17 protein-coding genes, 2 tRNA genes and 1 pseudogene are annotated in these 25,862 nt (G+C 71.9%); 9 read left to right on the forward strand and 11 right to left on the reverse strand.

Annotated elements, in window-relative coordinates:
• Positions 1-50: 50 nt before the first annotated feature.
• A complete protein-coding gene (locus FM112_RS04830; protein WP_176386671.1) occupies positions 51-3,389 on the forward strand; it encodes a UvrD-helicase domain-containing protein in 3,339 nt (1,112 codons plus the stop codon).
• Positions 3,386-6,733, forward strand: coding sequence for an ATP-dependent DNA helicase (locus FM112_RS04835; protein ID WP_087004324.1), 3,348 nt, complete (start codon positions 3,386-3,388; stop codon positions 6,731-6,733). Before FM112_RS04830 ends, FM112_RS04835 begins: the two co-directional genes overlap by 4 nt.
• Before the next feature lie 77 nt (positions 6,734-6,810).
• Here FM112_RS04835 and FM112_RS04840 read toward each other — a convergent pair whose 3' ends face one another.
• Complete coding sequence (locus tag FM112_RS04840) at positions 6,811-7,923, reverse strand: phosphotransferase (RefSeq protein WP_176386672.1); 1,113 nt, start codon at positions 7,921-7,923, stop codon at positions 6,811-6,813.
• Positions 7,924-8,023: 100 nt separating this feature from the next.
• Between FM112_RS04840 and nudC the strand changes: the two genes are divergently transcribed.
• Both nudC and FM112_RS04850 read left to right on the forward strand, forming a co-directional pair.
• The gene (nudC, locus tag FM112_RS04845) at positions 8,024-8,962 is read left to right on the forward strand and encodes an NAD(+) diphosphatase (RefSeq protein ID WP_087004327.1); all 939 of its coding nucleotides are present in this window, start codon (positions 8,024-8,026) and stop codon (positions 8,960-8,962) included.
• The gene (locus FM112_RS04850) at positions 8,943-10,703 is read left to right on the forward strand and encodes an ATP-dependent helicase (protein WP_087004330.1); all 1,761 of its coding nucleotides are present in this window, start codon (positions 8,943-8,945) and stop codon (positions 10,701-10,703) included. Before nudC ends, FM112_RS04850 begins: the two co-directional genes overlap by 20 nt.
• 810 nt (positions 10,704-11,513) lie before the next feature.
• Here FM112_RS04850 and FM112_RS04855 read toward each other — a convergent pair.
• The 6 genes from FM112_RS04855 to FM112_RS04880 form a co-directional block, all read right to left on the reverse strand.
• Positions 11,514-11,939: a DUF1801 domain-containing protein gene (locus FM112_RS04855; protein ID WP_087004333.1), complete on the reverse strand. Its 426-nt coding sequence runs from the start codon at positions 11,937-11,939 to the stop codon at positions 11,514-11,516.
• A gap of 73 nt (positions 11,940-12,012) precedes the next feature.
• Positions 12,013-12,086: transfer RNA gene (locus tag FM112_RS04860), tRNA-Met, on the reverse strand.
• Between the two features lie 78 nt (positions 12,087-12,164).
• Positions 12,165-12,638: a GNAT family N-acetyltransferase gene (locus FM112_RS04865; RefSeq protein ID WP_087004336.1), complete on the reverse strand. Its 474-nt coding sequence runs from the start codon at positions 12,636-12,638 to the stop codon at positions 12,165-12,167.
• A 103-nt stretch (positions 12,639-12,741) separates the two neighbouring features.
• Positions 12,742-12,815 (reverse strand) — tRNA-Met (locus tag FM112_RS04870).
• A gap of 80 nt (positions 12,816-12,895) precedes the next feature.
• Positions 12,896-16,006: a UPF0182 family protein gene (locus tag FM112_RS04875; protein ID WP_087004338.1), complete on the reverse strand. Its 3,111-nt coding sequence runs from the start codon at positions 16,004-16,006 to the stop codon at positions 12,896-12,898.
• 104 nt (positions 16,007-16,110) lie between these two features.
• Positions 16,111-17,256: a PDZ domain-containing protein gene (locus FM112_RS04880; RefSeq protein WP_087004341.1), complete on the reverse strand. Its 1,146-nt coding sequence runs from the start codon at positions 17,254-17,256 to the stop codon at positions 16,111-16,113.
• Positions 17,257-17,387: 131 nt separating this feature from the next.
• On the opposite strand from FM112_RS04880, the gene FM112_RS04885 reads away from it, so the two are divergent.
• The 3 genes from FM112_RS04885 to FM112_RS04895 all read left to right on the forward strand — a co-directional run bounded on the left by FM112_RS04885 (position 17,388) and on the right by FM112_RS04895 (position 20,419).
• Positions 17,388-18,767 (forward strand): zinc-dependent metalloprotease, encoded by a 1,380-nt coding sequence (locus tag FM112_RS04885; RefSeq protein WP_087004345.1) that lies wholly within the window; start codon positions 17,388-17,390, stop codon positions 18,765-18,767.
• Positions 18,768-18,806: 39 nt separating this feature from the next.
• Positions 18,807-19,214 carry a DUF1992 domain-containing protein gene (locus FM112_RS04890; protein WP_087004347.1) on the forward strand — a complete coding sequence of 136 codons (408 nt, stop codon included), beginning with the start codon at positions 18,807-18,809 and terminating at the stop codon, positions 19,212-19,214.
• A 128-nt stretch (positions 19,215-19,342) separates the two neighbouring features.
• Positions 19,343-20,419, forward strand: a complete 1,077-nt coding sequence (locus tag FM112_RS04895) for an alcohol dehydrogenase catalytic domain-containing protein (protein ID WP_087004351.1) — start codon at positions 19,343-19,345, stop codon at positions 20,417-20,419.
• Positions 20,420-20,462: 43 nt separating this feature from the next.
• Here FM112_RS04895 and FM112_RS04900 read toward each other — a convergent pair whose 3' ends face one another.
• From FM112_RS04900 to FM112_RS04915, 4 genes are all read right to left on the reverse strand, one after another.
• Positions 20,463-21,230, reverse strand: a complete 768-nt coding sequence (locus FM112_RS04900) for a hypothetical protein (RefSeq protein ID WP_087004354.1) — start codon at positions 21,228-21,230, stop codon at positions 20,463-20,465.
• Between the two features lies 1 nt (position 21,231).
• Positions 21,232-22,509 (reverse strand): ATP-binding protein, encoded by a 1,278-nt coding sequence (locus tag FM112_RS04905; RefSeq protein WP_087004357.1) that lies wholly within the window; start codon positions 22,507-22,509, stop codon positions 21,232-21,234.
• Between the two features lie 98 nt (positions 22,510-22,607).
• Positions 22,608-24,260 (reverse strand): MDR family MFS transporter, encoded by a 1,653-nt coding sequence (locus FM112_RS04910; RefSeq protein WP_087004360.1) that lies wholly within the window; start codon positions 24,258-24,260, stop codon positions 22,608-22,610.
• Positions 24,248-24,910: a TetR/AcrR family transcriptional regulator gene (locus FM112_RS04915; RefSeq protein WP_254910382.1), complete on the reverse strand. Its 663-nt coding sequence runs from the start codon at positions 24,908-24,910 to the stop codon at positions 24,248-24,250. The genes FM112_RS04910 and FM112_RS04915 overlap by 13 nt, the downstream gene beginning before the upstream one ends.
• 95 nt (positions 24,911-25,005) lie before the next feature.
• Here FM112_RS04915 and FM112_RS04920 point away from each other — a divergent pair.
• Both FM112_RS04920 and FM112_RS04925 read left to right on the forward strand, forming a co-directional pair.
• Positions 25,006-25,445, forward strand: a pseudogene (locus FM112_RS04920) (YchJ family protein).
• Positions 25,446-25,583: 138 nt separating this feature from the next.
• A complete protein-coding gene (locus tag FM112_RS04925) occupies positions 25,584-25,787 on the forward strand; it encodes a CsbD family protein (RefSeq protein WP_087004367.1) in 204 nt (67 codons plus the stop codon).
• Positions 25,788-25,862 lie beyond the last annotated feature (75 nt).

Here is a 25,862-nt window from a genome sequence, read left to right on the forward strand (position 1 = left end):
ACGACCCCCGGCGGTGAAGCATGTCGGGGGCTCCGGATACCTTTGGGGCCATGAGCGAACAGCAGGCAGCCGATGCACGGGACCACGCCGCGATCGACCTCGATCCCTCGCAGCGCGAGGCGGTCGAGCGCGGCGGGGAGTCGTCCTTCGCCGTGCTCGGCGCGCCGGGCTCCGGGCGCACCGAGACGCTCGTCGAGCTCGTCGCCCGCCGCATCGAGCAGGGCGTCAAGCCGGATCAGGTCGTGGCGATCGCCGCCAACCGCCGCCTCGCGGCGGATCTGCGGGACCGTATCGAGCAGCGCATCCGAGTGGCGGCGGCTGGTGGCACCCTGGGCCGCACGGCCGCGTCGATCGCGATCGAGATCATCGCGGAGGACCTCGCGCGGCGCGGCGAGCAGCCGCCGCGGCTGCTCACGGGCTCGCAGCAGGACGACATCATCGCGGACCTCATCGCGGGTCGGCTCGACGAGACGGCGCCGGGCGCCGCCCGCCGCCCGCAGGACGAATGGCCCTCGTGGTTCGGCGCCGAGACCCTGCAGCTGCGCGGGTTCCGCGACGAGCTGCGGGCGCTCATCGGGGCGATGGCGGAGGAGGCGGTGACGCCCGAGCGGCTCGCCGAGCTCGCGGTCGACCCCGAGGCCGAGCCCGGCGCCGGCACCCGGCACCGCGCGCTGTGGCGGGGCGCGGCCCGGATCGCGCAGGAGTACTTCGACGTGCTCGACCGCGCCTACGAGGGCAGCTACGACTCGGCCCAGGCGCTCTCGGAGGCGGCCCGGCTGCTGCTCGAGCGGGACGGCGTCGGCGGGAGGCGGGTCTTCGACCGGGTGCGGCTGCTCGTGATCGACGACGCCCAGGAGCTCACCGAGCCCGCGCGCCGCCTGGTGCGCGCCTTCGAGCGCCGCGGTGCGCAGGTCGTCGCCTTCGGCGATCCGGACATCGCCACCGGCTCCTTCCACGGCGGCCGCGCCGAGCTCGCCGCGAACTGGCGCGACCCGGGGGAGCCGGCGCCCGAGCGTCTCGTGCTCGACCGCGTGCACCGCCACGGGCCGACGCTGCGCGGCGTCGTGCAGCGCATCGGCGAGGGGCTCGCGACCGGGCTCGCGGGCACGCAGCGACGTGCCCCGGCCGCCGCGGCGGACGCCCCCGGCCCCGGCACGGCGTCGCCGGAGGGCGCGCCGGGGCCGCGGGCCGCCGCGGGGCGGGCCGAGCATCCGCCCGTGGCCGCGCAGGCCATCGCCTCGAGCGAGGTCGAGGAGACCTCCCTCATCACGGGCTACCTGCGGCGGCTGCATCTGCTCGAAGGGATTCCGTGGGGCGAGATGGCCGTGATCGCCCGCAGCGGCGCGCGCCTGCCGGGCCTCGCGCGCGGCTTCGACCGCGCCGGCATCCCGACCACGACGTCCACGCCGGTGCCGGCCGCGGAGGACGCCGCGGTGCGGGCGATCATCGCGCTCGGCGAATCGGCGGTCGCGGGGGGCATCACGCCGATCGTGCTGCAATCGGTGCTCCGCTCCCCGCTGTTCCAGGTGGACCCCCTCGAGCTGCGGCGGCTCCGCCGCCGGGCGTACCTCCGGGACCTCGAGGGCGCGGGCCGGGCCGGGGCCGATGTGCTGGCCGACGCCGTCAACGCCCGTCTGCGGGGCGAGGCGGATCCGGCGGGGGACGCGCTCCTCGAGTCCGCCGAGGCGGCGGGCGGCCGCGGCCTCCGACAGGTGCTCGAGGTGCTGACCCGCATGACGGGCCGGCTGCGCGCGGGCGACCCGATCGACACCGTGCTCTACGAGGCGTGGCGCGACGAGCGCCGCGCCGAGCGCTGGCAGCGGATCGCGCTCGGCCACGAGGCCGCCGCCCTCACGATGAACCGGCGACTCGACGCGCTCGTGGTGCTGTTCGACCGGGCGAAGCGCTTCGTCGAGCGGGAGCCGCACGCCTCGCTCGAGAGCTTCCTCGCCGACTGGCACCGCGACTCGGTCGTCGACGACACCCTCGCCTCGGGCGCGGGGGCGGAGGCCGTCGCCCTCACCACCCCGGCGGGGGCCGTGGGGCATCAGTGGCGCATCGTGGTGGTCGCGGGCGTCAACGAGGGCGTCTGGCCGAACCTGCGGGTGCGGGACACGCTGCTGGGCGCCGGCCGGCTGGGCGAGGCGCTCGACCACGCGCGGGGCGGGGCGGCGGCGAGCATCCTCGACCGCCGCGCCGAGGTGCTCGCCGACGAGACGCGCATGCTGCTCTCCTCCTGCTCCAAGGCCTCCGAGCGCCTGCTCGTCACCGCCGTCGCCGACGAGGACGCGCAGCCCTCCCGGTACCTGCACCGGCTGGGCCTGCCGACCCTGGCCGCGGCGTTCGCCTTCGGCGACGTCGCGAGCCTCGGCTACGACGATCTCGGCATCGAGGCGCTCGTGGCCGCGCTCCGCAGGGAGGCCGCGGGGGAGCGCTGCCGGCCCGAGGCGCTCGCGGCGCTGGCGCGGCTCGCGCGCGCAGACGTGCCCGGGGCGCGGCCGGACTCGTGGTTCGGCACGCGCGGCCGCTCCACCGAGGCGCCCCTCGTGCAGCCGGAGGACGGCGAGCTTCCGCTCCGCCTGTACCCCTCGGGCATCGACCGGTTCCTGGACTGCGGAGTCGCGTGGTTCGTCGACCAGTACTCGGGCAGCGCCCCGAGCGACGCCATGACGCTCGGCAACATCCTGCACCTCGCGGCCGAGCGCGAGGCCGAGTTCGAGGACCGCGGGCAGATGATGGACTTCGCGGAGCGCCTGCTGCGCGAGATGACGTTCGACGCGGACTGGATCCGCGACATCCAGGTGCGCATCGCCCGCTCGGCCGCGGAATCGCTGTGGAGCTACCTCCGCAGGGACGGGGTCCGCGCCGTGGGCAACGAGACGAGCTTCGAGTTCGTCATCGAGGAGGAGCTCGACGCGGGCGCGCGCGCGGCCGTGACCGTCGCGGGCCGCATCGACCGGCTCGAGCAGACCGGGACGGGCCTCCGGATCATCGACATCAAGACCGGCACCGTCGCGCCGAGCAAGGACTCGATCGCGCAGAACCGGCAGCTCCTCGCCTATCAGCTCGCGCATCGCGAGGGCGCGATCGAGGGGGAGGCGCGGACGATCGAGCTCGAATCCGCGGCGCTGCTCTTCCCGCGCAAGAGCAGCGGCCGGGGGGCGAACAAGGTGCCGTGGTCGCTCTACGAGCAGCATCGCCAGAGCGACGCGGAGCTCGCGGGCGTGCGCGAGGAATTCGTCGATGCCGCACTCGGCCAGGCCGGCTTCGCGCGGCGGCGCGCCTCGTCGCTCGACGCGCCGCCGCGCTTCCTCGCCGACCACGCCGCCCACTGCTCCAACGCGGGCAACTCCTGCCACATCCATTCCATCGCGGAGGTAACCGAATGACCGCCGTCACGCACGAGCAGATCGCCCGGGCGCTCGACCCCGGGGCCGAGCGCCTGCACCTCCCGACGACCGAGCAGCAGGAGATCATCGAGGCGCCCCTCGACCCGGCGCTCGTGGTGGCCGGCGCGGGCAGCGGCAAGACCCACACGATGATGCTGCGCATCATGTGGCTCATCGCCAACCGCGGCGTCGCGCCGCAGCAGATACTCGGGCTCACCTTCACGCGGAAGGCCGCCGGCGAGCTGCGCGAGCGCATCGAACGCGGCCTCGACGGCCTCCGGCGGGCGGGGCTCATCGAGGTCGACGAGTTCGACGTGCCGCAGGTATCCACCTACAACTCGTACGCCAACACGATCTACGCCCAGTACGCGCTGCTCGTGGGCCGGGACCCGGACGCGACGCTCATCGACGAGCCTGGGGCCTTCTCGCTCATGCGGGAGGTGCTCCTCGACCACTCCCACGACCTGCTGAGCGCCCGCGAGAAGGTGTCGCTCTCGCACCTGACGACCACCTGCCTGCGCGTCGCGCGCGAGATGCGCGAGATGTGGCTGGGCGTCGAGCAGGTGCACGAGTACGCCGACGCCGTGATCGGGCGCATCGCCGATCTGCCGGGCAGACCCAACGCGGACACGAGGCAGCCGCTCGCGCGGCTGCCCATGCTGCGGCTCTACGCCGAGGTGGCCGAGCAGTACGAGCGGCGCAAACGCGAGACGGGGGTCGTGGAGTTCAGCGACCAGGTGGCGACCGCCTCGGAGATCATCGCGCTCGACCCGTCGATCGGCGCCGAGCTGCGCGAGCAGTCGCGCGTCGTGATCCTCGACGAGTACCAGGACACCTCGGTGGGCCAGATCCGGCTCCTCGCGGGGCTCTTCAAGGGGCACAGCGTCATGGCGGTGGGCGACCCGAAGCAGTCCATCTACGGCTGGCGCGGCGCGAGCGCCGCCAACATGAGCCGCTTCCACGAGGACTTCGACGGGCTCGCCGCGGGCCGCGACTTCCAGCTCTCGATCTCCTGGCGCAACGACCGCCGCATTCTCGAGGCGGCGAACGTCGTCGCGGCCCCGCTGCCGGAGGGCCGGGGCACGAAGACGCTCGACGCGCGCGAGGAGGCGGGGGAGGGCGTCCTCGAATCGGCCTATCTGCTGACGGACCGCGACGAGGCGAAGCGCATCGCCGTCTGGTTCCGCGCCCTGCTCGTCGATGCCGAGGGCGGGGCCGACCGGACGGCCGCCGTGCTGGTGCGCAACCGCAGCCACATGGCGCCGATCGCCGAGGCGCTCGCGGAGGAAGGGGTGCCGCATCAGGTGCTCGGCCTCGGGGGCCTGTTCTCGACGCCCGAGATCGTCGACCTCAACGCGCTGCTCCGCTCCGCCGCCGAGCCGCAGGCGGGGAGCGAGCTCATCCGCCTGCTCGCGGGCGCGCGGTTCGAGGTGGGGCTCGCCGACATCACGGCGCTCTCGCGCCTGGCGAGGGCCTCCGGCGGGCGCGATCTCGACGGGGAGCGGCTGCAGGGCGAGCGCAAGCGCCTCGAGCGCAACGACGCGAAGACCGAGGACCGGGGCGAGAGCCTCGCCGAGGCCCTCGACGCCTTCCGCGGGGCCCGGCCCGGACGCTTCCGCGAGCTCGGCGTCTCCGAGGCCGGCGAGGCGCGGCTGCGGGAGGCCGCGCGGCTGCTGCACGAGATCCGCATCCGACTCACCCTGCCGCTGCCGGATCTCGTCGACTTCGCCATCCGCGAATCGCGGCTCGACATCGAGGCCATCGCGAATCCGGGCCGCGCGGTGGGCCGCGCGAACCTCGAGGCCTATCTCGACGCCGTCGTGGCCTATACGCGCTCGAACCCCTCCGCGGACGTCCACGAGTTCCTCGACTGGGTGGCGCTCGCCGAGGGCGACGACTCGCTCGCCGAGATCACCGAGGCCGCCGCCAGACGGGGGGTGGTGCAGCTCACGACGATGCACTCCGCGAAGGGGCTCGAATGGCACCACGTCGCGGTGCCGCAGCTGAGCGACTCCATCCTGCCCTCGACGAGCGGTGCCAAGGTCTGGCTCGAGAGCGATGCGCTGCCCTACGAGCTGCGCGCGGACGGCGACGACCTGCCGCAGTTCGACTGGAGGCACGCCGAGACGCTCGACGACATCAAGGCGGAGTTCAAGCCGGACGGCGTGCGCACGCTGCCGCTGGTGGGCGAGCGGCCCTCCTTCGTCGAGCAGAAGCGGGCGCATCTCGTGGCGGAGGCCCGGCGCCTCGCCTACGTGGCGGTGACGCGGGCGCGCACGCACCTGCTCCTCACCGGATCGCGCTGGCGTGGTCTGAACACGAAGCCGCTCTATCCCTCGGAGTTCCTCTACGAGATGGCGGGGGAGCTGACGCTGGACAGCCCCGAGGGCCGCGAGCAGTTCGCCCGCATCGAGGGCGAGCCCGTGGTGCTGCGCGCCGCTCTCGACGCCGAGGACCGGAAGGCGATCGACGCCGCGCTGCCGGAGAACCCGAACTCCGGCGGGGAGCCCGTCGAATGGCCGCGTCCGCCGATGCCCCCGGCACGGCTCGAGCGGCTGCGGGAGGCGGGGCGGCGCATCCTCGAGATCAACGAGGAGGACGCCCCCGAGGTGTCGAGCTACGATCCGATCATCGACCTGCTCTTCGCGGAGCGGGAGGCCGACCGGCAGGGCGAGGCCGCGGCGCTGCCGGAGCGGTTCGGCGCCTCGCTGCTGCACGACCTGCTCGCCGACCCGGTGGCGATCGCGCGGCAGCGGCGGCGGCCCATGCCGCAGGAGCCGTTCCGGGCGACCCTCATCGGCAACCTGTTCCACAGCTGGGTCGAATCGCTCTACACGGAGGTGGGCGGGGGCGGGACGATGCTCGACGGCGCCGATCTCGACGACGAGGACCGGGCGGACCCGGGGCTCGAGCGGGCCACGGCGCAGGACCACGAGGCTCTCGAACGGTTCAAGGCGACCTTCCTCGCGAGCCGCTTCGCCGCCAACGGCCGCCGTCCCGCCGCGGTGGAGCTCGGGATCAACAGCCCGCTCGGCGCGCACACGGTGGTGGGCAAGCTCGACGCGGTCTACGTCGACGACGAGTCCGGGGAGGTCGAGATCGTGGACTGGAAGACGGGCCGGGCGCCGAGCACCGAGGCGGAGCGCGAGGGGCGGGAACTGCAGCTCATGTGCTACGCGCACGCCTACGCCGAATCCTTCGACGTGCCCATCGAGCGCATCCGCGCGACGCTCTACTACGTGTCGAGCGACCGGGAGATCTCGGTCCGGCGCATGCTGAGCCGCGAGGCGCTGATCGAGAAGCTCGAGCGGGCCAGGGAGGAGGTCGAGGCGGCGGGGAGCTGACGGCGGCGGCAAGGTGACGGCGCGCGGAGCTGATCAGGAGCTGCGCGGTGCTGTCTCCGGAGACGGCTCAGCGCGACTCAGCGCTCGCGGGGCTCCGGATCCTCGTCGAACTCCTCCGCCTCCGGCTCGAGCTCCTCCTCGAGCAGGGCGTCCTCCTCGGCGTCGGGGGCGAGCAGGCGCGCCTGCGGATGCCGGTTCTTCGCGCCCGCATCCGCGAGCAGGTCCTGCACCGCGACGATGTCGAGCACCGGCAGCGTGTCGTGGCGCAGCTCGGTCTCGTCGAGCGCCCGCACGCGGTTCACGAGGCCGTCGAGCAGCTGCTCCGCATCCGCGATCACCGCCTCGTTCTCGCTCTCGACGCCGTGCACGAGCCAGCGGGCGATCTCGAGCTCGGCGTAGAGCAGCGCCCGCTGCCGCAGCTGGCGATCCACCGATGCGCCGCGCGCCTCGGTGTACTCGTCGAACACGGCGCGCGCGACGGCCGCGTCGACGGTCTGCAGCCAGGCGAGGTCGCGGGCCGGATCGCCGATGGAGAGGTCGCTCCAGTTCAGCACCCCGACGACTCCGGCCCCGTTCGTGAGGAACGCGTTGCGCTCGAGGGAGCCGTGGATCACGCCGGGCACGAACTCCCACAGACCCGCGTCGTCGACGGCACCGCCCCAGCGGTCGTCGAGCGCGGCCGGCAATCGGTCCGATTCGCGCGCCCTGGCCATGAGCAGCTCCACGGCCTGCCGGGCGTCCGCGGCCGAGAGCGCCGGAAGCCCGGACTGCTCGACGTACTGCTTCGGGAGCGCATGGATCGAGCCGATGGCGCGGCCGATATCCGCGACGAGCATCGAATCGTGCTCGAGGGGCACCCGATCGCAGGTGGTGCCGGGGATGAACTCGTAGACCGCGAGCTGCACGCCGTCGCCGACGTACACGCCGAGCTCGGCGGGCACCGCGAACGGCAGCCGTGCACGCAGCCCAGGGGTGAGCGCCGCGAGGGCGGCGGACATCGCGTTCTGCTCCTGCACGGCCTCGGCCGAGGCGGGCCGGCGGGCGATGAGCACGCGGTCGTCCGCGGCGCGCAGCACTGCGGAGTCGTAGTCGCCGGCCTCGTCGAACGTCCACTCGGTCGCACCGGTGACGATCAGCTCGTCGACGGCCGCGGTCGCATAGCTCGCTAGCTCCAGGAAGTGCCCACCCATGGGGGTCAGACTACGAGGCCGCGCCGGATCCGCGCCCGTGCCACACCGCGCAGCCCCACGACGGTGCCCGCGCAACCTCGTGAACCTAAGATGGCCGGATATGAATGACTTCGCCGCACGCCTGCCGCTCGCCCGCACCCGCATCGATCGCGATGACCTCGGACGGGAATCCGCCTTCTCGCTCCTCGAGGATCCGACCAGCCGGATGCTGCTGCAGCGACGCGATACCGCGCTCGTCGCCCCGCGCGGGGAAGGACTCGCGCTCGACCTGCGGCTCGGCGACACGCTGCCGGAGATCGCCGAGCCGATCTACCTCGGCAGGCTCATCGCCGATCGCGAGAACCCGGACGGCCGGGTCGACGCGGCCGGCACGCCGATCTTCGCGGTCGAGCTCGGCGACTTCGACGCGAGCCAGGTGGAGCCGGACGCCGATCGCTGGCCGATGCTCAACGAATCCGCGCTGTCGCTCGACGACCTCGACGCGGGCCTCTACGCCGAGGCCCTCGGCATCCGGAACTTCCATCGCGCGCACCGCCACTCGCCGACCACGGGCGAGCGGCTCGCGGCCGAGCACGGCGGCTGGGTGCTGCGGCCCGAGGACGGCGGCCAGCCGATCTTCCCGCGCACGGACCCGGCCATCATCGTCGGCGTCGTCGACGCGCAGGACCGCATCCTGCTCGGCGCGAACGTCAACTGGACGCCGCGCCGCTACTCGACCTTCGCCGGCTTCGTCGAGCCGGGCGAGAGCTTCGAGCAGGCCGTCGCGCGCGAGCTGGCCGAGGAGGCCAACGTGCGCATCGCGAACGCGCGCTACCTCGGCTCGCAGCCCTGGCCGTTCCCCGCCAGCCTCATGGTCGGCTTCCTCGCGGAGCTCGCCCCCGACCAGGATCCCGAGACGGTCGCGCCCGACAACGTGGAGATCGCGGAGGTGCGGTGGTTCACGCGCGAGGAGGTGCTCGCCCACAAGGACCAGCTGCCGCCCACCGTCTCGATCTCCCGGGCCATCATCGAGGAGTGGTATGGCGGACCCATCCGCTAGCGCCGAGTCCCGCACCGGCGGCAGCCTGCTCGCCGACCTCAATGCGCAGCAGCGCGAAGCCGCGCTCGCCGTCGTGGGGCCCGTGTGCATCCTCGCGGGGCCGGGGACGGGCAAGACCCACACGATCACCCGCCGGATCGCCTACGGGGTGCGCACGGGCGTCTACGCTCCCGAGCGCGTCCTCGCGCTGACCTTCACGAACCGCGCCGCGGGAGAGCTGCGCGGCCGGCTCGCCGCGCTCGGGGCGCACGCGGTGCAGGCCCGCACGTTCCACTCCGCCGCGCTGCGGCAGCTGGGCTATTTCTGGCCGCACGCGATCGGCGGCGAGATGCCGCGCATCAACGCCTCGAAGTCGAAGCTCGTGGCGGAGGCCGCCGAACGCGCGGGCATCCGGGTGAGGCCGGCCGAGGTGCGCGACATCGCCGAGGACGTCGAGTGGCGCAAGGTCTCGGAGCTCACGCTGGACGGGTACGCGCTCGCCCTCGAGCGCGGGGAGCGCACCCCGCCCGCGGGGCTGAGCCCCGAGCAGGCCGCGGCCGTCGTGGAGGGGTACGAACGCGTGAAGGACGACCGGCGCGTGCTCGACTTCGAGGACATCCTGCTCGCGACCGCGGGCATGATCGAGTCGGAGCCGTGGATCTCGCAGCAGATCCGGGAACAGTACCGGTTCTTCGTCGTCGACGAGTTCCAGGACATCTCGCCGCTGCAGTACAAGCTGCTGCGCTTGTGGCTCGGGCAGCGCCGCGACCTGTGCGTGGTCGGCGACCCGGCGCAGACGATCTACTCGTTCACGGGCGCCACCAACCGCTACCTCATCGACTTCGCCCATGAGTTCCCGGACGCGAGAACGCTGCGGGTCCAGGGCTCCTACCGCTCCAGGACGCCGATCATCGCCGCGGCCAATTCGCTGGCGGCGCAGATCCCGCACGCGCTGCAGCTCGAGCGCGCGGTCGATGCTCCGGAGCGCGCCGGCCTCCCGGAGCTCGTGGAGTACGCGGACGAGCGCGCCGAGGCCGAGGGCATCGCGAGGAGCATCGGCGAGCGCCTGGCGGCGGGGGAGCGGCCGGCGGACATCGCGGTGCTCATCCGCACCAACGCGCAGGCCGCGGACCTCGAGCGCGCGATGCAGAACCTCGAGGTGCCCTACCGCGTCGCGGGCGGGCAGCCGTTCTTCAGCCGCCCGGAGGTGCGGGCCGCCGTCGCCGGGCTCCGCGCCGCGGTCGTGGCCCAGCAGGACGCCGGGCCGCTGTTCAAGGTCGTCAGCGACGTGCTCAGCGCCCGCGGCTGGACCGTCAGGCCGCCGCGCGAGGCCGGCCCCGCCCGGGACGCCTGGGAGGCGCTGGACGCGATCATCCGGCTCGCGGACGAGGCGGCGCCCGGCACGACGCTCGAGGCGTTCACGAACGAGCTCATCGACCGCGGCCGGCATCAGCACGAGCCCGAGATCGATGCCGTGACCATCTCGACCATGCACGGGGCGAAGGGCCTCGAATGGGACCGGGTCTACGTGACGGGCCTCGTGGAGGGGCGGATGCCCATCGCCCAGGCGGCGACGGCCGAGAGCATCTACGAGGAGCGCCGGCTGCTCTACGTGGCGATCACCCGGGCTCGGCTCAACCTGCAGCTCTCATATCCGCGGGCGCTCGGCGCGCCGTCTCGCTATCTAGCGGAGCTCGGCAACCGCATCCGTCGTGGAAGTCCTGCGGCAGCGGACGGATCTCCGCGGTCGCCGCGTCGATGAACTGCGCGCTCGCGGACAGCGCCGTCGTCCCCGGGAGGCCGCTCCGGCGGTCGACAGCGGCGGCGAGGAAGCGCTCGCCGGCGATCCCGGCCTGGAGCGCGCCGATCCAGGCGATCTCCTCCCGCAGGCGGGCCGCCCGGGCGGTCGCGAGCTGGGTGGCGACCGCCGCCCAGGAGGCCTGCTCGGTGAGCCGCCGCAGATCCTGACAGCGGAGGCAGGGCGTCCGTCCGGGCACCACGAGCGGGCCGACCTGCAGCCCGTCGGCGTCGCGGACGACCGCGAGATGCGGCAGGTCGGCCGAGACGAGGGGCAGATAGCGGCGGGGCGGGATGACGAAGTCGGCGATCTCGACGGCGAGGTCGGCGTCCTCCAGATGCTCCGCGTTGTCGGAGCCGGTCACCGCCGTCCGGTGGCCGCGGCGTGCGAACTCCTTGGCCACGAGCCGGGCGAGTTCGAGCGCCGCCGGAACGGTGCGGACGAGGACGGACCGGCGGGCGGAATCGGCCGGGACGACCGGGATGCAGACCTCGAGGAACGCGTCGACGATCCGCGTGGCCGACGCGTCCTCGAGGCCGGAGGATCGGGCGATCTGCTCGAGCGCCTCGCGCGTCGCGCCGTACTGCAGCGAGCGGAGCATCGAGTGGACGGCGGGGTGGTCCGGGAACTCGCGTGCGAGGTGCGCGCCGCCGATGCGCACCGTGTTCGAGCTCGACCACGTCACGGGGATGTTCTCAGGCAATCGATAACGCACGGGATCATCCTGCGCCGAGGCGGGCGCGTCGCGTCGGCGTTATCCACAGGAGCGGGGCGTCAGCACGCCCCGCCGGAGCGCGTCTCGGCCAGCGAGCGCTCCAGCAGCGTCCGCAGCGCCTCGCGATCCGTACCGGTCAGCCGGGTGAGGTAGAGGCACACTTTGCTGCTGCGGTGCCTGCCAAGGCGTTCGAGCAGCTCGGGCCAGCGCTCGGCGAAGCCGCTCACGAGGTAGAGGGTGTGCCTGTCGCGACCCGTGGCGAACGCGAGCTCGGGCGCCCGTCCGCCGTGCCCGCTCTCGTAGCGGTACTCGTACTCGCCGAAGCCGATGATCCGGTTCGCCCAGACGACGGGCTCGGCGCCGCTCACGGAGCGGTGCAGTTCGAGGAGCTCGTCGGCCTCCGCCCGACGGGGCCCCGAGACCCGGTCGAGGACCTCGGCCGCGGGCGTATCGGAGGGGGACATCGCTGGGGTCGTGCCGGCCATTGGGCCTCCTCGTCGAAGCGGCGCGGAAATGTGCCAGGCCCCGACCGGTTCGCCCGGTCGGGGCCTGTTCTCGTTGCGGGGGCAGGATTTGAACCTACGACCTCCGGGTTATGAGCCCGGCGAGCTACCGAACTGCTCCACCCCGCGGCACAAGAGATAACTCTACAGCAGGGATCCGAGAACGTCGAATCGAGCGTCCGGGGGTGAACCCCGGGGCCCGCGCGCTCAGGCGATGCTCCTGCTGAACCCGACCCTGTCCTGTCCGGGGCCGTCGTAGTCGGTCGACACGGCGATGCCGTCGATCTCGGCATCTCCGGGAAGCACCTCGAACCCGAGGTTCGTATGGAAGGCGATGGATCCTCGGTTCGCCGGGGAGGTGACGCACCGAACGACCTTGCGGCCGTGGGCGCGCGCTTCGTCGAAGAAGCGCTCGTAGAGCCGTTTCGCGATCCGACGGCCCCGGTGGTCGGGGTGGACGCCGACGAAGTGGACGTAGGCCTGTTCGGGGTGCGTTGGCGACATGAACCCGATCAGGAACCCCGCCACGGCGCCGTCGGCCTCGAATGCGAAGCTCGTGCTCGCGAAATGTTCGAAGAACAGCCGCGGCAGCATGTCCAGCATGGCGCGTCCGTCCCACCACTCGTCGAGATGCTCGGCGATCGGCGCATAGTCGGCGGCCTTCACGGTTCTGATGCCCATGCCGACGACCCTACGGCAGCACCGGGGCCGTCGTGTTCCCGTGGCCGTGCCGGGGAAATGCATCAGGCCCCTGATCGATTTCCCGATCAGGGGCCTGTTCTCGTTGCGGGGGCAGGATTTGAACCTACGACCTCCGGGTTATGAGCCCGGCGAGCTACCGAACTGCTCCACCCCGCGGCACGAGAATCGACTCTACAGGATGTTCACCTGCGTGTCCAATTCGAGTCGAGAACTCGTCGCCGCGGGGCGGTTGCGGGTTACGGATTGTTCATCCGCGCTTCCGCCTCGGCCGCGCGCTCGAGCGCCTCGGTCATCCGCGCATCCGCTTCCGCGGCGGCGACGAGGTCGTTGTTCGCGTAGGCCTCGGTGCGATCCTCGAGCGCCTGCGACGCGTCGGCGAGGGCCTCCGCGAGCTCGGCCTCGGCGTCCGACGACCCTCCGTCCGACGGGGGAGCGGTGGTCTCGGTCGGCTCCTCCGTCTCCGCGGGCTCCTCCGGCGGCGCCTCCTCGCCGGTGTCGACGTCCTCGGGAGCGCCCTCGGCATCGGGCACCTGGACGTTCGGGTCGTTGAGCGCCTCGTCCATGTCGCCGTCGCCGGCGCTCGCGCCGGAGTCGCCCGAGAAGAGCTCGTCGAGCGCGGCGTCCAGGGTGTCCTCGAACGCGATCCGGTCGCCGAACGCCACGAGCACGCGCCGCAGCAGCGGGTAGCTCGTGTCGCCGGTGGACTGCACGTAGACCGGCTGCACGTAGAGGAAGCCCTCGCCGACCGGCAGCGTGAGCAGGTTGCCTCGAAGCACCTGGGTCTGCCCGCCCCGCTCCAGCAGGTTCAGCTGATTCGCCACCTCGTCGTTCGAGTTGAAGATGTTCTGCACCTGGCCCGGACCGTTGACCGAGTCGTTCTGGATCTGCAGCAGCGTCAGCGTGCCGTAGTCCTCGGAGACCTGGCCGTCGACATCGCCGGCGTTCGCGTTGGCGGAGAGATAGCCCGTCAGCACGTTCCGGGAGTTCGCGCCGTCGGAGACCATCGGGATGAAGGTCGAGTACAGCGAGAAGGCCGGCTCCTGACCCGGCATCTGCATGGTCAGGTAGTACGGGGGCTGGCGCAGGCCCTGATCGCGGGGCAGCGTCGGCTCGAGCGGCAGCTGCCACGCGTTCGTCTGGTTGTAGTACTCGGCGGCATCGGTGACGTGGTAGGTCGAGAGGATGCTGCGCTGGACCTTGAACATGTCCTCGGGGTAGCGGACGTGGCTCAGCAGATCGCCGGACATCTCCGAGACGGGCTCGATCGTGTTCGGGTAGATCTTCTGCCAGGTCTGCAGCACCGGGTCCTCCTCATCCCACGCGTAGAGGGTGACGGAGCCGTCGTAGGCGTTGACCGTGGCCTTCACCGAGTTGCGGATGTAGTTGATCGGCGGGCTGTGCACCGAGGGCGCCGGGGTGTTCGCATCGGTGCTGGCCTGCGTGATCGAGGTCTGCGTCGAGTACGGGTAGGCGTCCGAGGTGGTGTAGCCGTCGACGATCCACACGAGCTCGCCGTCGACCACCGAGGCGTAGACGTCGGAGTCGAGCGTCAGGTACGGGGCCGCGGCCTCCACGCGCTCGGCGGGGTGGCGGTCGTACAGGATCTGCGACTCCTCGTTGATCGCGTCCGAGAGCAGGATCTGCTCCGACTGGAACTTGATCGCGTACACGAGCCGGTTGAAGGTGTTGCCGAGCGACGGGCCGCCCGAGCCCTCGAAGGTCGTGTAGGTCTGCGAGGCGTCGCCCTCGCCGGCGTTCTCCTCGGTCTCGACCGGCTCGGTCGCATCGGGGGCCTCCTCCTCGGCGGCCTCCTCCGATCCGCTCGAGGCGGGGGCGCCGATGTGGTCGAACTCGACGGGGTTGCCGCCCTCGGGGGCGCCGACGATCGAGTACTCGGGCGAGTTCTCGCCGAAGTAGACGCGCGGCTCGAACTCGGGCAGGGCGCTGTCCTGCGGCATGCCCGAGGCGAAGAACAGCGGCTGGCCGTCGGGGCCGCGCTGGTTGCCGTAGCCGGCGACGAGGCCGTAGCCGTGGGTGTAGACGATGGTCTGGTTCACCCAGGACTGCGCGTCGGCGCCGAGGCCGTCGACGTTGATCTCGCGGACGGACATGACCGCGTCCTGGGTCTCGCCGTCGATCTGGTAGCGGTCGACGTCCAGCTCCTCGGGGAACTGGTAGTACGCGCGCTCCTGCTCGAACTGCGCGTACGTGGGGCCCACGATGGCGGGGTCGAGGATGCGGATGTTCGCCGTGGTCTCGGCGTCCTCGCGCAGCTGCCCCGACTCGGTGGTCGTGACGCCGGCGTAGGGCTGCACGTTGATGTCGGCGATGTCGTACGCATCGCGCGTCGCGTCGATGTTGTGCTGGATGTACTCGGTCTCGAGCTGCTGCTCGTTCGGCCCGACCTGCAGCTGCTGCACGACCCACGGGTAGACGGCGCCGACGACGAGGCCGACGACGAGCAGGCCCGCGACGCCGATGACAGGAAGCGTCCAGCGCCCCGCGACGGCGGCGAAGAAGAACAGCAGCGCGACGATCACCGCGGCGCCCGCGACGATCGCGAGGCCGGGGATCGAGGCGTTGTCGTCCGAGTACAGCGCGCCGGTCCAGCGGCCGTTCGAGGCGGTGAGCGCGTTGTACCGGTCGAACCAGAAGCTCACGCCCTGGCTCAGCACGAACAGCCCCGCGACGATCGCGATCTGGATGCGCGAGGCCTTCGAGATGACCACCTCGCGGCCGGTGATGCGGATGCCGCCGTAGAGGTAGCTCACGGCCACCGACAGCACGAGGCCCACGAGGAGCACCGCGCCCACGAAGGCGACGATGCCGCGCCAGAAGGGCAGCGCGAAGACGTAGAACGACACGTCGTTGCCGAAGATCGGATCGGTCTCGCCGAACGGCGTGGCGTTGAAGAACATGAGCACGTTCTCCCACGAGCCCGCGGTGCTGAGGCCCGCGAGCACGCCGAGGATGGCGGGGATGATGAAGAAGACGGCGCGGCGAATCGGCTCGAGGGCCTTCTGGTACTCGCCGAGCTGCTGCGAGAGCTTCGCGTACACCGGCCGGTTGCGGTAGGCGAACTGCAGCAGCAGGAAGGTCGGGACGGCCATCCCGACGAACCCGATGAGGAACATCGCCGCGGTGGCGATCCAGCGGGTGAAGAGGACGCCCGAGTAGCCGAGGTGGTCGAACCACAGCACGTCGGCGTAGAACCCGGTGAACCAGAAGAACACCAGGATGAGGCCGACGACGATCCCGATCGTGACGATCAGCGGCCCGAAGCGGCGGCCGTTCCCGCGCGGCGTCGAAGTTGGGGGAGTGGATTGTGGAGGTGCGGTTGCGCTCACTGAAGACCCGTCATGCTCGATTGTTGAAGATGCCGCACAGCACGAGTCACGTCGCGCTTCGGCGGCGGTGCGTCAAGTCTACCGGGAGCTGGGAGTGCGCTGGACTACACCTGGGGGACGTTCGCCTGCAGCGCATCCTCGCAGGTGCGGAGATCCTCGAGATCGCCGCCCGAGGCGTTCGCGTCCACGACGCCGAGCGCCTCGTCGAGCGTGGCGACCGCGTAGACCGGCAGCTCGTCCGAGACGGAGGCGCTCAGCGCCTCCGCGCAGTTGCCCTCGGGGGCGAGGAAGTACTCGGCGCCGATCTCGTGCGCCGCGTAGATCTTCTGCCGGATGCCGCCGATCGGCCCCACGCCGCCCTCGGCCGACATCGTGCCGGTGCCCGCCACGTGCATGCCGCCGGTGAGGTCGCCCTCCTCGAGCTTGTCGATGATCGCGAGGGTGAAGATGAGGCCCGCGCTGGGCCCGCCCACGTCGCCGAGCTCGATGTCGATGTCGACGGGGAAATCGAAGCCCTCCTCCACGAGGATGCCGAGCAGCGCCTCGCCGTTCGACGCCGCCCGGGGCGTGGCGGTGACGGCGGTCTCCTCGCCGTCGCGGAAGACGAGCAGCTCGGTCGGCCGCTCCTCGAGGGGCTCCGCGGTGAGGGAGGCGTGATCGGATACGGGCCGGCCGTCGATCTCGAGGATCACGTCTCCCGGCTCGAGGGCCCCGGCGGCGCCGCCGTCGGGGGAGACCTCGACGACGGTGAGCGAGGGCTCGACGTCGTAGCCGAGATGCTCGAGGGCGGCGGCCATCGCCGTGCCCTGCGACTGCGTCATCATCGCGGTGGTCTGCTCGGTGCGCTCCTCGGTGCTCACGCCGTCCGGGAAGTAGAGCTCCATGGGCATCACGTCCTTCTCGGGCGTGAGCCAGGCGGCGGCGATCGCGAACCAGCTCGGGTGGTACTCGGGGTTGCCGGAGATGTTGACCGTCATCACCGACAGCTCGCCGGAGTCGTCGTCGAAGGTCTCCGCGCCGTCGATGCCGATCACATCCACCTCGTCCACGACCTCGCCGTCCTCGTCCTTCAGCTCGGTGGTGCCGAGCGCGTCGAAGGCGGGGCCGGGCTGCCGGATGACATAGGGCGCCGGCGCGAAGGCGAGCACGAGCAGGAGCACGAGCCCGACGGCGAGGAAGACGACTCCCGCCCGGGTGCGCCGCTCCTGGCGGCTGCGGCGCGGCTGCGGGGATTCGGTGGTCAGGCTCATGTGGTGAAGATCGGCTTTCGGCGCGTGACGAGCGGCGGAGGACTCCGCTCTCAGTGAACGGGGCTGCGGCTCGGGGCCCAAGCTCGGAGCAGAAAGTTACTCTAGAGCGAACCCCTGAGAGGAGTCCCGCGATGAGCGACCAGGATACGCCCCGAGACGACGACGGCGAGCGGCCCGAAGACGAACTGCGGCGCATGCTCGAGCAGATGCTCGGCGGCGGCATGATCAGCCCCGACCAGCTTGCCGGGGTGGCGGGGCTCCCCTCCGATCCGCAGGCGCTCTCGCAGATGCTCATGCAGCTGCAGCAGGCGATGATGAGCAGCGGGGACGGGGTGAACTGGACCATCGTCAAGGACGCCGCCAGGCAGGCGGTCGAGGAGAACCACGAGGTCACGCCCGCCGAGTCCGAGCAGTACCGGCAGGCCTTCTCCGTCGCGCAGCTGTGGCTCAGCGAGGTCACGAGTGTCGGCTCCTACTCCCTGCTCGAGCCGGCGCGGACGATCACGCGGTACGAGTGGCTCAACCTGAGCATGGACACGTGGTCCGAGATCAGCGGACCCGTGGCCGAGAGCATCTCCCGCGCGCTCGTGCAGATGCTCTCGGAGCAGACGCCCGAGGAGTACCGCGAGATGGTCGACCGCTCGACGCCGATGGTGCGCTCGATGGGCCAGGCCATGTTCGCGATGCAGCTGGGCCAGGTGCTCGGCAGGCTCGCCAAGGAGGTGCTCTCCGGCGGCGACGTGGGCATGCCCGTCCTCGAGCCGGGCAAGGCCGCGCTCCTGCCGCAGAACCTGCGGGAGTGGAGCGCGGGCCTCGAGGTCGAGGACTCGGAGGTGCTCCTCTACTTCGCCGTGCGCGAGCTCGCCTACGCCCACCTCTTCGTGCATGCCAAGTGGCTGCGGCTGCACCTCGTCTCCTCGATCACCGAGTTCGCCCGCGGCATCCGCGTGGACGCCTCGCAGCTCGAGGACATCGTCCGGGACCTCGACATCTCGAACCCCGAGGAGCTCAAGTCGGTGCTCCAGTCGGGCCGGCTCATCCCGCCGCGGACGCCCGAGCAGGAGGCGGCCCTCGGCCGGCTCGAGACGATGCTCGCCCTCATCGACGGCTGGGTGGACGTCGTCACCCGCGAGTCGACCTCCCGACTTCCGAACGCGGACGCGATCGCCGAGATGGTGCGCCGCCGCCGGGCCACCGGCAGCCCGGCCGAGCGCGCCTTCGGGTCGCTCGTCGGGCTCGAGCTCCGGCCGCGCCGGCTGCGCGAGGCGACCGCGATGTGGCAGCTCGTCACCGAGAAGCTCGGCGCCGAGCAGCGGGACGGCCTATGGGACCATCGCGACGCGCTGCCCGGCGCATCCGACATCGACGACCCCTTCGCGCTCGTCGAGCGGCTGTCGGGCTCGGGCGATGAGCGGCTGCTCGACGAGCTCGACAGCGACCTCGAGCGGCTCCTCGGCGACCCGGACTCCTTCGGCGACGCCCCCAAGGGCGGCGACCACAAGGAGGACTGACGCCGTCCGCCCCGCATCCGCGCGGAGTAGCCTGACGCCATGAGCGAGAAATCCGAGAGCATGGCCGAGCGGAAGATCCGCGAGGCGATGGAGCGGGGCGAGTTCGACGACCTCCCCGGCGCCGGGAAGCCGCTCGACCTGCGCGGCGCCAACGATCCGAACTGGTGGACGGCGCAGTTCATCGAGCGCGAGGGCCTCGAGCCGCTGGCCACCGCGCCGACGGTGCTCGCGCTCCGGCGCGAGGCCCAGGGCTTCCCCGAGTCGCTCGCGGAGTACGAGGAGGAGGAGCTCGTCCGGGAGCTGCTGCGCGACTACAACGTGCGGGTGAAGCGGGACCGCCTGCGGCCCGCGCTGGAGCTGCCGGTGCCGATCATCGCGCCGATCGTCGACGTCGACGAGATGGTCGAGCGCTGGCGGGCGCTGCGGGACCGGCGGGAGGGCGCCTAGGAGCCCGGGCGCCGCCGCCGGAGGAGTAGCATTGCCCGAGGCGGGCCCGGCCCCTGAACGGCCGAGCGCCCCGGCCGCAAGCCCTCTTGCGACCGTATTCCAGCATCACACTCGTGAAAGGAACGGTCATGAAAGCAGTCATGTATTACGGACGGCAGGATGTTCGGGTCGAGGACATCGCCGATCCCGGCTCGCCCGCCGAGGGCGAGGTGAAGGTGGCGATCGCCTGGGCCGGCATCTGCGGCAGCGACCTCCACCTCTACACGGAGGGGCCCTCGTACCCCACCACCCCGACCGCGGACCGGCCGCAGCCGCGCACCGGGGAGACGCTCCCGGTGGTGCTCGGCCACGAGTTCGCCGGCACCGTCGTCGAGGCGGGCGACGGCGTGTCCGCGCTCTCCGTCGGCGACGCCGTCGCGATCAAGGCCGACATGCCCTGCGGCGACTGCGCCGCCTGCAACGCCGGGCTCACGAACATCTGCCGCAACTCCCGCGGCTTCGGGCTCTCGGGCGGGGGAGGCGGGCTGAGCGAGTTCGTGCTCGTGCCCGAGGCGAACGCCTTCCCGGTGGGGGACCTGCCCCTCGACCAGGCGGCGATGATCGAGCCCCTCGCGGTCGCGACCCACGGCGTCCGCCGATCCGGTGCGGGCGCGGGCGATATCGCGCTCGTCGGGGGAGCCGGCCCGGTCGGCATCCTCACCGCCGCGGTGCTCAAGGCGAAGGGCGCGCGCGTCGTCATCAGCGAGCCGAACGCCGTGCGCCGGCAGGCCGCCGTGGACGGCGGCCTCGTCGAGCGCGCGGTCGACCCCGCCGCGGAGGACCTCCACGCCGTCATCGCCGAGATCACCGGGGGCGACGGCGTCGACGTCGCCTTCGACTGCGCGGGCGTCGTGCCGGTCACCCACGACCTGATCAGGGCGATCCGCCCCGGCGGCCACCTGCAGGTGATCGCGATCCCGGCCCGGCCCCTCGACCTCGACGTGCAGGTCGAGATGCACCTCACCGAGATCACCTACGCGGGGATGTTCGGCTACCGGGACGAGGACTACCGCGACGCCATCGCCATGGCGCGCGGCGCCGACCTCGATCTCGGGCCGTTCATCTCCAGGCGGATCGCGCCGGAGCGCATCGTCGAGGAGGGCTTCGACGTGCTGCTCGACCGGGGCAACACCGCCGTGAAGATCCTGGTGGACCCCAGGGCCTGAGCCGCCGGCGCGCGGTGCCGGCCCGGCGGCCCGCCCGGGGCGCTCAGCGCGGGTCGAGCGGCGCGGTGCCGGCTCCGAACTCCGATCCGGCCCGGCGCCGCGCCTCCTCGCGCGAGATCATCCCGCGGTCCGCGAGCACGTGCAGGGCCTCCTCGCGGTCGGCGAGGATGCGGGCGCGGGCGCGCTCCGGCAGCAGCGCCCACTGCCGCTCGAGCGCCTCGCGGTGCGGGACGCCCGGGGGCGCGTCGGCCGAGCCCACGCCCCAGACGAGCTGCGCCGCGAAGGAGAGCGCGCCGAGCGCCGCGGCGCCCCAGGCGACGGCCGCGTAGGGCTCCCAGCCGCTCATCTGCCAGTCGGCCGCCTTGCCGGGGATGAGGAGCGCCGCGCCGATCCCCGAGAGCGTCGCGACCGCCGCGGCGATCATCCCCTCGAGGGAGCGCTGCCGGCTCGGGCGCACCCAGAGGAGCAGGGCGATCAGCAGCCCGAGCGCGGCGAGGCCGAGCCCCGTCGCGGAGATCGGCAGCGCCGTCCGCGCATCCCAGTCGTAGTCGAAGCGCAGATGCCTGCCCGAGAACAGGGCCGCGACGCCCGCGACCGCGGCGGCCATCGCCGTGTACTCCACGATCCGGCGGAGGAGGCCGACCCGCGCGCGCTCGCGGAGCGCGAGGACGGCGTCGCCCTCGCGGCCGAGCCGGCCGAGCAGCGCGGGATAGGCGCCCGCGGCGATGGCGTCGACGAGTCCGGGGGCGCGGGCCTGGCCGCGGTCCTCCACCTCGAGCGCCCACTCGACCGCGGATTGCGGGAAGCGCATCTCAGAGCCTCGCGATCGACTCGATGTCCTCCTCGAACGCGGCGGCGACCTCGGCGGACACGGTCGTGCGCGTTTGTGCGATTGCCTCCAGGAAGTCATCGAGGGTGGGCCCCGCCGTGCGGACGCCCTCCGTGACCGCGCGCTCGAGCGCGGCCTGCGAGGCGCTGCGGGAGGCGAACTCGATGTCGGCGGGGGAGAAGCCGTCGGTGGCGCGGACGAGCGCGTCGAAGTCGAGCGAGTCGCGCGTCTTGGAGGGCACGAACCCCTGCCAGATCGCGCGCCGGGCGTCGGCGTCGGGCAGCCCGATCGGGATGACGTAGTCGAATCGCCCGTGCCGCAGGAACGCCGGGTCGAGCGCGCGGATGAAGTTCGTCGCGCAGATGAGCAGCCGGCCCGGCTTCTCCCGGAACGCGGGGATGATCTTGAGCAGCTCGTTCGTGACCCCCTGCATGGCCGAGGGCGGCTCCCCGCCGCGGCGGACGGCGATCTCCTCGACCTCGTCGATGAACACGACGGCGTGGTCCAGGTCCTCGATCTTCTCGAAGGTCTCGCGCAGCTCGCCCGCCAGTCCCTTGGGCGAGGCCGCGAGCCGGGAGGGGAAGACCTCGACGAAGGGCCATTCGAGGCGCGAGGCGATGCCCTTGGCGAAGGTGGTCTTGCCGGTTCCGGGCGGGCCGAAGAGCACGATCGCGCGCGGCGGCACGACCCCGAACTCCTCCGCGAGCTCCGGATCCGCGAGCGGCAGCACGAGCCGGCGCTCGAGGATCTGCTTCTCCCGCTGCATGCCGCCGATGCCGTCCCAGCGGTCCCGGGCGAGCACGCGTCCGCCGAGCTCGCGCAGCAGCAGGATCTCCTCCTGCCGGATGGGGATGGCGCGCTCGAAGTACCGCAGGTGCCGCTTGTCGGCGAACCCGGCCCGGGTGAGCGAGGAGACGTGCCCCTCGCCGTCGGGCACGAGGATCGACACCCGCTGGATGCCGAGGCTGGCGAGCCGCTGCTCCGCCGCGGCGAGCAGCGCGCGGCCGATCCCGATGCGCTGCCAGCCCGCCGCCACGGCGTAGAAGACGATCCAGGCCTGATCGTGCGCGGCGCGGGCCACGGCCACGCCGACCACCTCGTCGCCGACGACGGCGGCCACGGCGGTGTCCTTCCTCGTGGAGGCGATGACCTCGCTCAGCGAGTAGACGGGCTCGGAGCCGCCGGAGCGGTACTCCTCCCAGAGCCGGAGGAAGCCGTCGAGGTCGGCGGGCTGAAGGTCGCGGATGCGCCAGCTGGTCATAGAGCACTCTGCTTCGTCGAAGGGATCAGACCGTGCGGGCGCCCCGGGCGCCCGCACGGCTTCAGCGTACGACAGCGAGCCTACGCGGGCGAGCAGGCTCAGCGGTCCGCGTCGTCCCCGTCCCTGCGGCCGTGCTCCTCGGCGTCCCGCTCCTGGACGTCGCGGATGTTGATCGAGCCGGTCGTCGCGGGCAGCTGACCGTGCGCGATCGAGTCGGTCACGACCTCGCGGTCGATCGAGGTGGCGAGCGGCTTCTCTCGGACGAAGATCAGCATGAGCACGGTCACGAGCACGATCGGGGCCATGAAGAGGAAGATCGGGATGAGCGCCTCGTTGTAGGAGGAGACGATGATCTCCTGCACCTCGGCGGGCAGCGAGTGGATGAGGTCCGGCGTGAGCGAGGCGGCGCCGTCGGCGGGGCCCTGCCCCTCGGGCAGCCGCTCCGACATGAGCGAGGAGAGGCGGCCGACGAAGAGCGAGCCGACGACGGCGGAGCCGAGGCTGCCGCCGACCTGCCGGAAGTAGTTGTTCGCGGCCGTAGCGGTGCCCACCAGGCGGTGCGGCACGGCGTTCTGCACGATGAGCGTGAGCACCTGCTGGCTCATGCCGAGGCCCACGCCCATGCCGCCCATGTAGAGGCAGATCACGAAGACCGGCGTGTCGAGCGTCACCGTCGAGAGCAGCGCCACGAATGCCGTGAGCAGCGTCACGCCGATGAGCGGCATGATCTTGTAGCGGCCGGTGCGGGAGATGATGATGCCCGTCACGATCGAGACGGTGAGCATCGCCGCCATCATGGGGATCATGAGCAGTCCGGCCTGCTGCGGATTGGCCCCGACCGCCATCTGGAAGTAGGTGGGCATGTAGCCGATGGCGCCGAACATGGGCAGCGCGATGAGCAGGCCCGCGAAGGTGGTCAGCGAGATGTTGCGGTCCTTGAACATCGACATCGGCATGATGGGCTCGGCCACGCGCGACTCGATGAGGATGAACAGCGCGGCGAACACGACGGTCGCGGCCGCCAGGCCGATGATCTGCGGCGAGGCCCACTCGTAGGTGGAGCCGCCCCAGGTCGCGACGAGGATGAGGGTGCTCGTGCCGGCCGCGAGCGCGGCCATGCCGAGGTAGTCGATGCGGCGGCGCTTCGGCGCGTCGGGACTGGGGAGGCGCAGCAGCACGATCGTGGCGACGAGCGCGATGAGGCCGAGCGGCACGTTCATCCAGAACGCCCAGCGCCAGCCGGGGCCCTCGGTGAGCCAGCCGCCGATGAGCGGCCCGGCCACCGAGGAGAAGGCGAAGACGCCGCCCAGGATGCCCATGTACTTGCCGCGGTCGCGGGCGGGCACGACGTCCGCGATCGCGGCCTGCGAGAGGATCATGAGACCGCCGCCGCCGAGGCCCTGGACGAGCCGGGCGACGATGAGCACCTCCATGTCGCCGGCGACCGCGCCGATCACCGAGCCCGCGACGAAGATGCCGATGGCGGTGAGCAGCACGGGCTTGCGGCCGAGGAGGTCGCTGATGTTGCCGTAGATCGGCATCATGATGGTGGCGGTGAGCAGGTAGGCCGTCGTGACCCACATCATGTGCTCGACGCCGTGGAGCTCGCCGACGATGGTGGGCAGGGCGCTCGCGAGCACCATCTGGCTCAGCGAGGCGAGCAGCATCGTGAGCATGAGGGTGATGAACAGCGGGACGATGGAGCGGCGCTTCGGCTTCCCTGCGGGGATGGAGCGGGTTACTTCAGCCATGTGGAGCTTTGAATCACCTCTCGGAACGTGATGATCGCGGTGTCGACGAGATCGGCGTGATCATCGGAAAGTGCGGACGGGTCCTTCGCGAAGGCGAAGCGGATGATGGTGGAGGCGTGCAGCGTGATCGCCTTGGCGGCGTCCCGGGTCCCCCGCTCGAGCGAGATGCCCTCCTCCGTGCTGATGCGCTCGATCTCCTCGGCGACGGCGGGCTCGACGAGCTGCTCGACCTCGGCGGCGAGCCGCTTGAGCCGCACGCCGACCTCGGGGAAGCTCCCGATGATGCGCTGCCGCCGCGCGCGGAGCTCGTCATGGGGGTAGGAGGCCCGCATGACCGCCGCGGTGAGGTACACGGCGCGGTGGATCAGATCCTGCTCGCCCGAGCGGAACGCCTCGAGCGCGGGCTGCGGGAGCCGTGGGGTCTGCGCGCCGAGGACCGCGTCCTCCTTGCTCGAGAAGTAGTTGAAGAACGTCCGGTTCGAGATGCGCGCGCGTGCGGCGATCTGCTCGACGGTGGTCGCGCTCCAGCCGCGCTCGAGCACGAGGTCGGCGGCGGCGTTGTGGATCGCGAGCCAGGTGTCGAGCCGATTGCGCTCGCGCAGGCTGAGCTCCTGCGGGGCGTCGGGACGGTTCGGCTCGGATTTTTGCACTTGTGCAGTGTATGCCCGAGTGCAAACTTTGCACAAATGCACTTTTGCAGGACTGCACGATGCGGGGCCGATCATCGCTCCGATACGATCGAGCGATGCGCGCCATCGACGAATCCGCCCGCTGCCCGTGCGGCACGGGCCTCCCCTACGGGGAGTGCTGCGCGCCCCGGCATCGCGGCGCGACCGCGCCCACCGCGGAGACGCTCATGCGCTCGCGCTACACGGCGTTCGCGCTGGAACTCGCCAGCAGATAGTCGCCGAGTTCCAGCGCTACACGGCGTTCGCGCTGGAACTCGGCGACTATCTGCTGGCGAGCTGGCATCCGACCACCCGCCCGGAGTCGATCGGGTTCGAGCCGGGCATCCGCTGGCGCCGGCTCGACGTGCTGCGGACCGAGGCAGGGGGCCCCTTCGACCGCGAGGGCGCGGTGGAGTTCGAGGCGCACTACCGGCTCGAGGGCGCGCGGGGCGTGCAGCACGAGGTCGGCGCCTTCCTCCGCGAGCGGGGGCGCTGGTACTACCTCGGCGCCCGCTGAGACGGCGTGCGCCGAAGCGCCATGCACCGGAGCGGCGCTCGCGGGCCGGGTGCACGCATCTGACGCTCAGCATCGCCTGCCACAGTGGACGACGTCCAGGGCGCGCACCGCGCCACGGTTCGACGAGAGGAGCAGTGTATGGGTACCGCAGACCGTGCAGAGAACAAGGGCGAAGACCTCGGGGGCCGGGCGAAGGAGGCCTTCGGAGCAGCCACAGACAACGACGACCTTCGCCGCGAGGGCAAGGCCGACCAGGCGTCCGCATCGATCAAGGACAAGGTCGAGGACGTCAAGGAAGGCGTGACCGACGCGATCGACAAGCTCCGGGGCAAGGGCGACTGATTCGCCTCGAGCCACGGCGCGACGAACGGCCTCCGCTTCGGCGGGGGCCGTTTGCCTTGTCGTCGGGGTCCGACA

Origin of the sequence: Gulosibacter sp. 10 (assembly GCF_900163695.1) — a bacterium.
Lineage (GTDB): Bacteria > Actinomycetota > Actinomycetes > Actinomycetales > Microbacteriaceae > Gulosibacter.

Excerpts from the sequence above, each read along its gene's own strand:
- FM112_RS04830 (WP_176386671.1), top strand. The coding sequence starts at position 51 with ATGAGCGAACAGCAGGCAGCCGATGCACGGGACCACGCCGCGATCGAC.
- FM112_RS04835 (WP_087004324.1), top strand. The coding sequence starts at position 3,386 with ATGACCGCCGTCACGCACGAGCAGATCGCCCGGGCGCTCGACCCCGGG.
- FM112_RS04840 (WP_176386672.1), bottom strand. The coding sequence starts at position 7,923 with ATGGGTGGGCACTTCCTGGAGCTAGCGAGCTATGCGACCGCGGCCGTC.
- nudC (WP_087004327.1), top strand. The coding sequence starts at position 8,024 with ATGAATGACTTCGCCGCACGCCTGCCGCTCGCCCGCACCCGCATCGAT.
- FM112_RS04850 (WP_087004330.1), top strand. The coding sequence starts at position 8,943 with ATGGCGGACCCATCCGCTAGCGCCGAGTCCCGCACCGGCGGCAGCCTG.
- FM112_RS04855 (WP_087004333.1), bottom strand. The coding sequence starts at position 11,939 with ATGGCCGGCACGACCCCAGCGATGTCCCCCTCCGATACGCCCGCGGCC.
- FM112_RS04865 (WP_087004336.1), bottom strand. The coding sequence starts at position 12,638 with ATGGGCATCAGAACCGTGAAGGCCGCCGACTATGCGCCGATCGCCGAG.
- FM112_RS04880 (WP_087004341.1), bottom strand. The coding sequence starts at position 17,256 with ATGAGCCTGACCACCGAATCCCCGCAGCCGCGCCGCAGCCGCCAGGAG.
- FM112_RS04885 (WP_087004345.1), top strand. The coding sequence starts at position 17,388 with ATGAGCGACCAGGATACGCCCCGAGACGACGACGGCGAGCGGCCCGAA.
- FM112_RS04890 (WP_087004347.1), top strand. The coding sequence starts at position 18,807 with ATGAGCGAGAAATCCGAGAGCATGGCCGAGCGGAAGATCCGCGAGGCG.
- FM112_RS04895 (WP_087004351.1), top strand. The coding sequence starts at position 19,343 with ATGAAAGCAGTCATGTATTACGGACGGCAGGATGTTCGGGTCGAGGAC.
- FM112_RS04900 (WP_087004354.1), bottom strand. The coding sequence starts at position 21,230 with ATGCGCTTCCCGCAATCCGCGGTCGAGTGGGCGCTCGAGGTGGAGGAC.
- FM112_RS04905 (WP_087004357.1), bottom strand. The coding sequence starts at position 22,509 with ATGACCAGCTGGCGCATCCGCGACCTTCAGCCCGCCGACCTCGACGGC.
- FM112_RS04910 (WP_087004360.1), bottom strand. The coding sequence starts at position 24,260 with ATGGCTGAAGTAACCCGCTCCATCCCCGCAGGGAAGCCGAAGCGCCGC.
- FM112_RS04925 (WP_087004367.1), top strand. The coding sequence starts at position 25,584 with ATGGGTACCGCAGACCGTGCAGAGAACAAGGGCGAAGACCTCGGGGGC.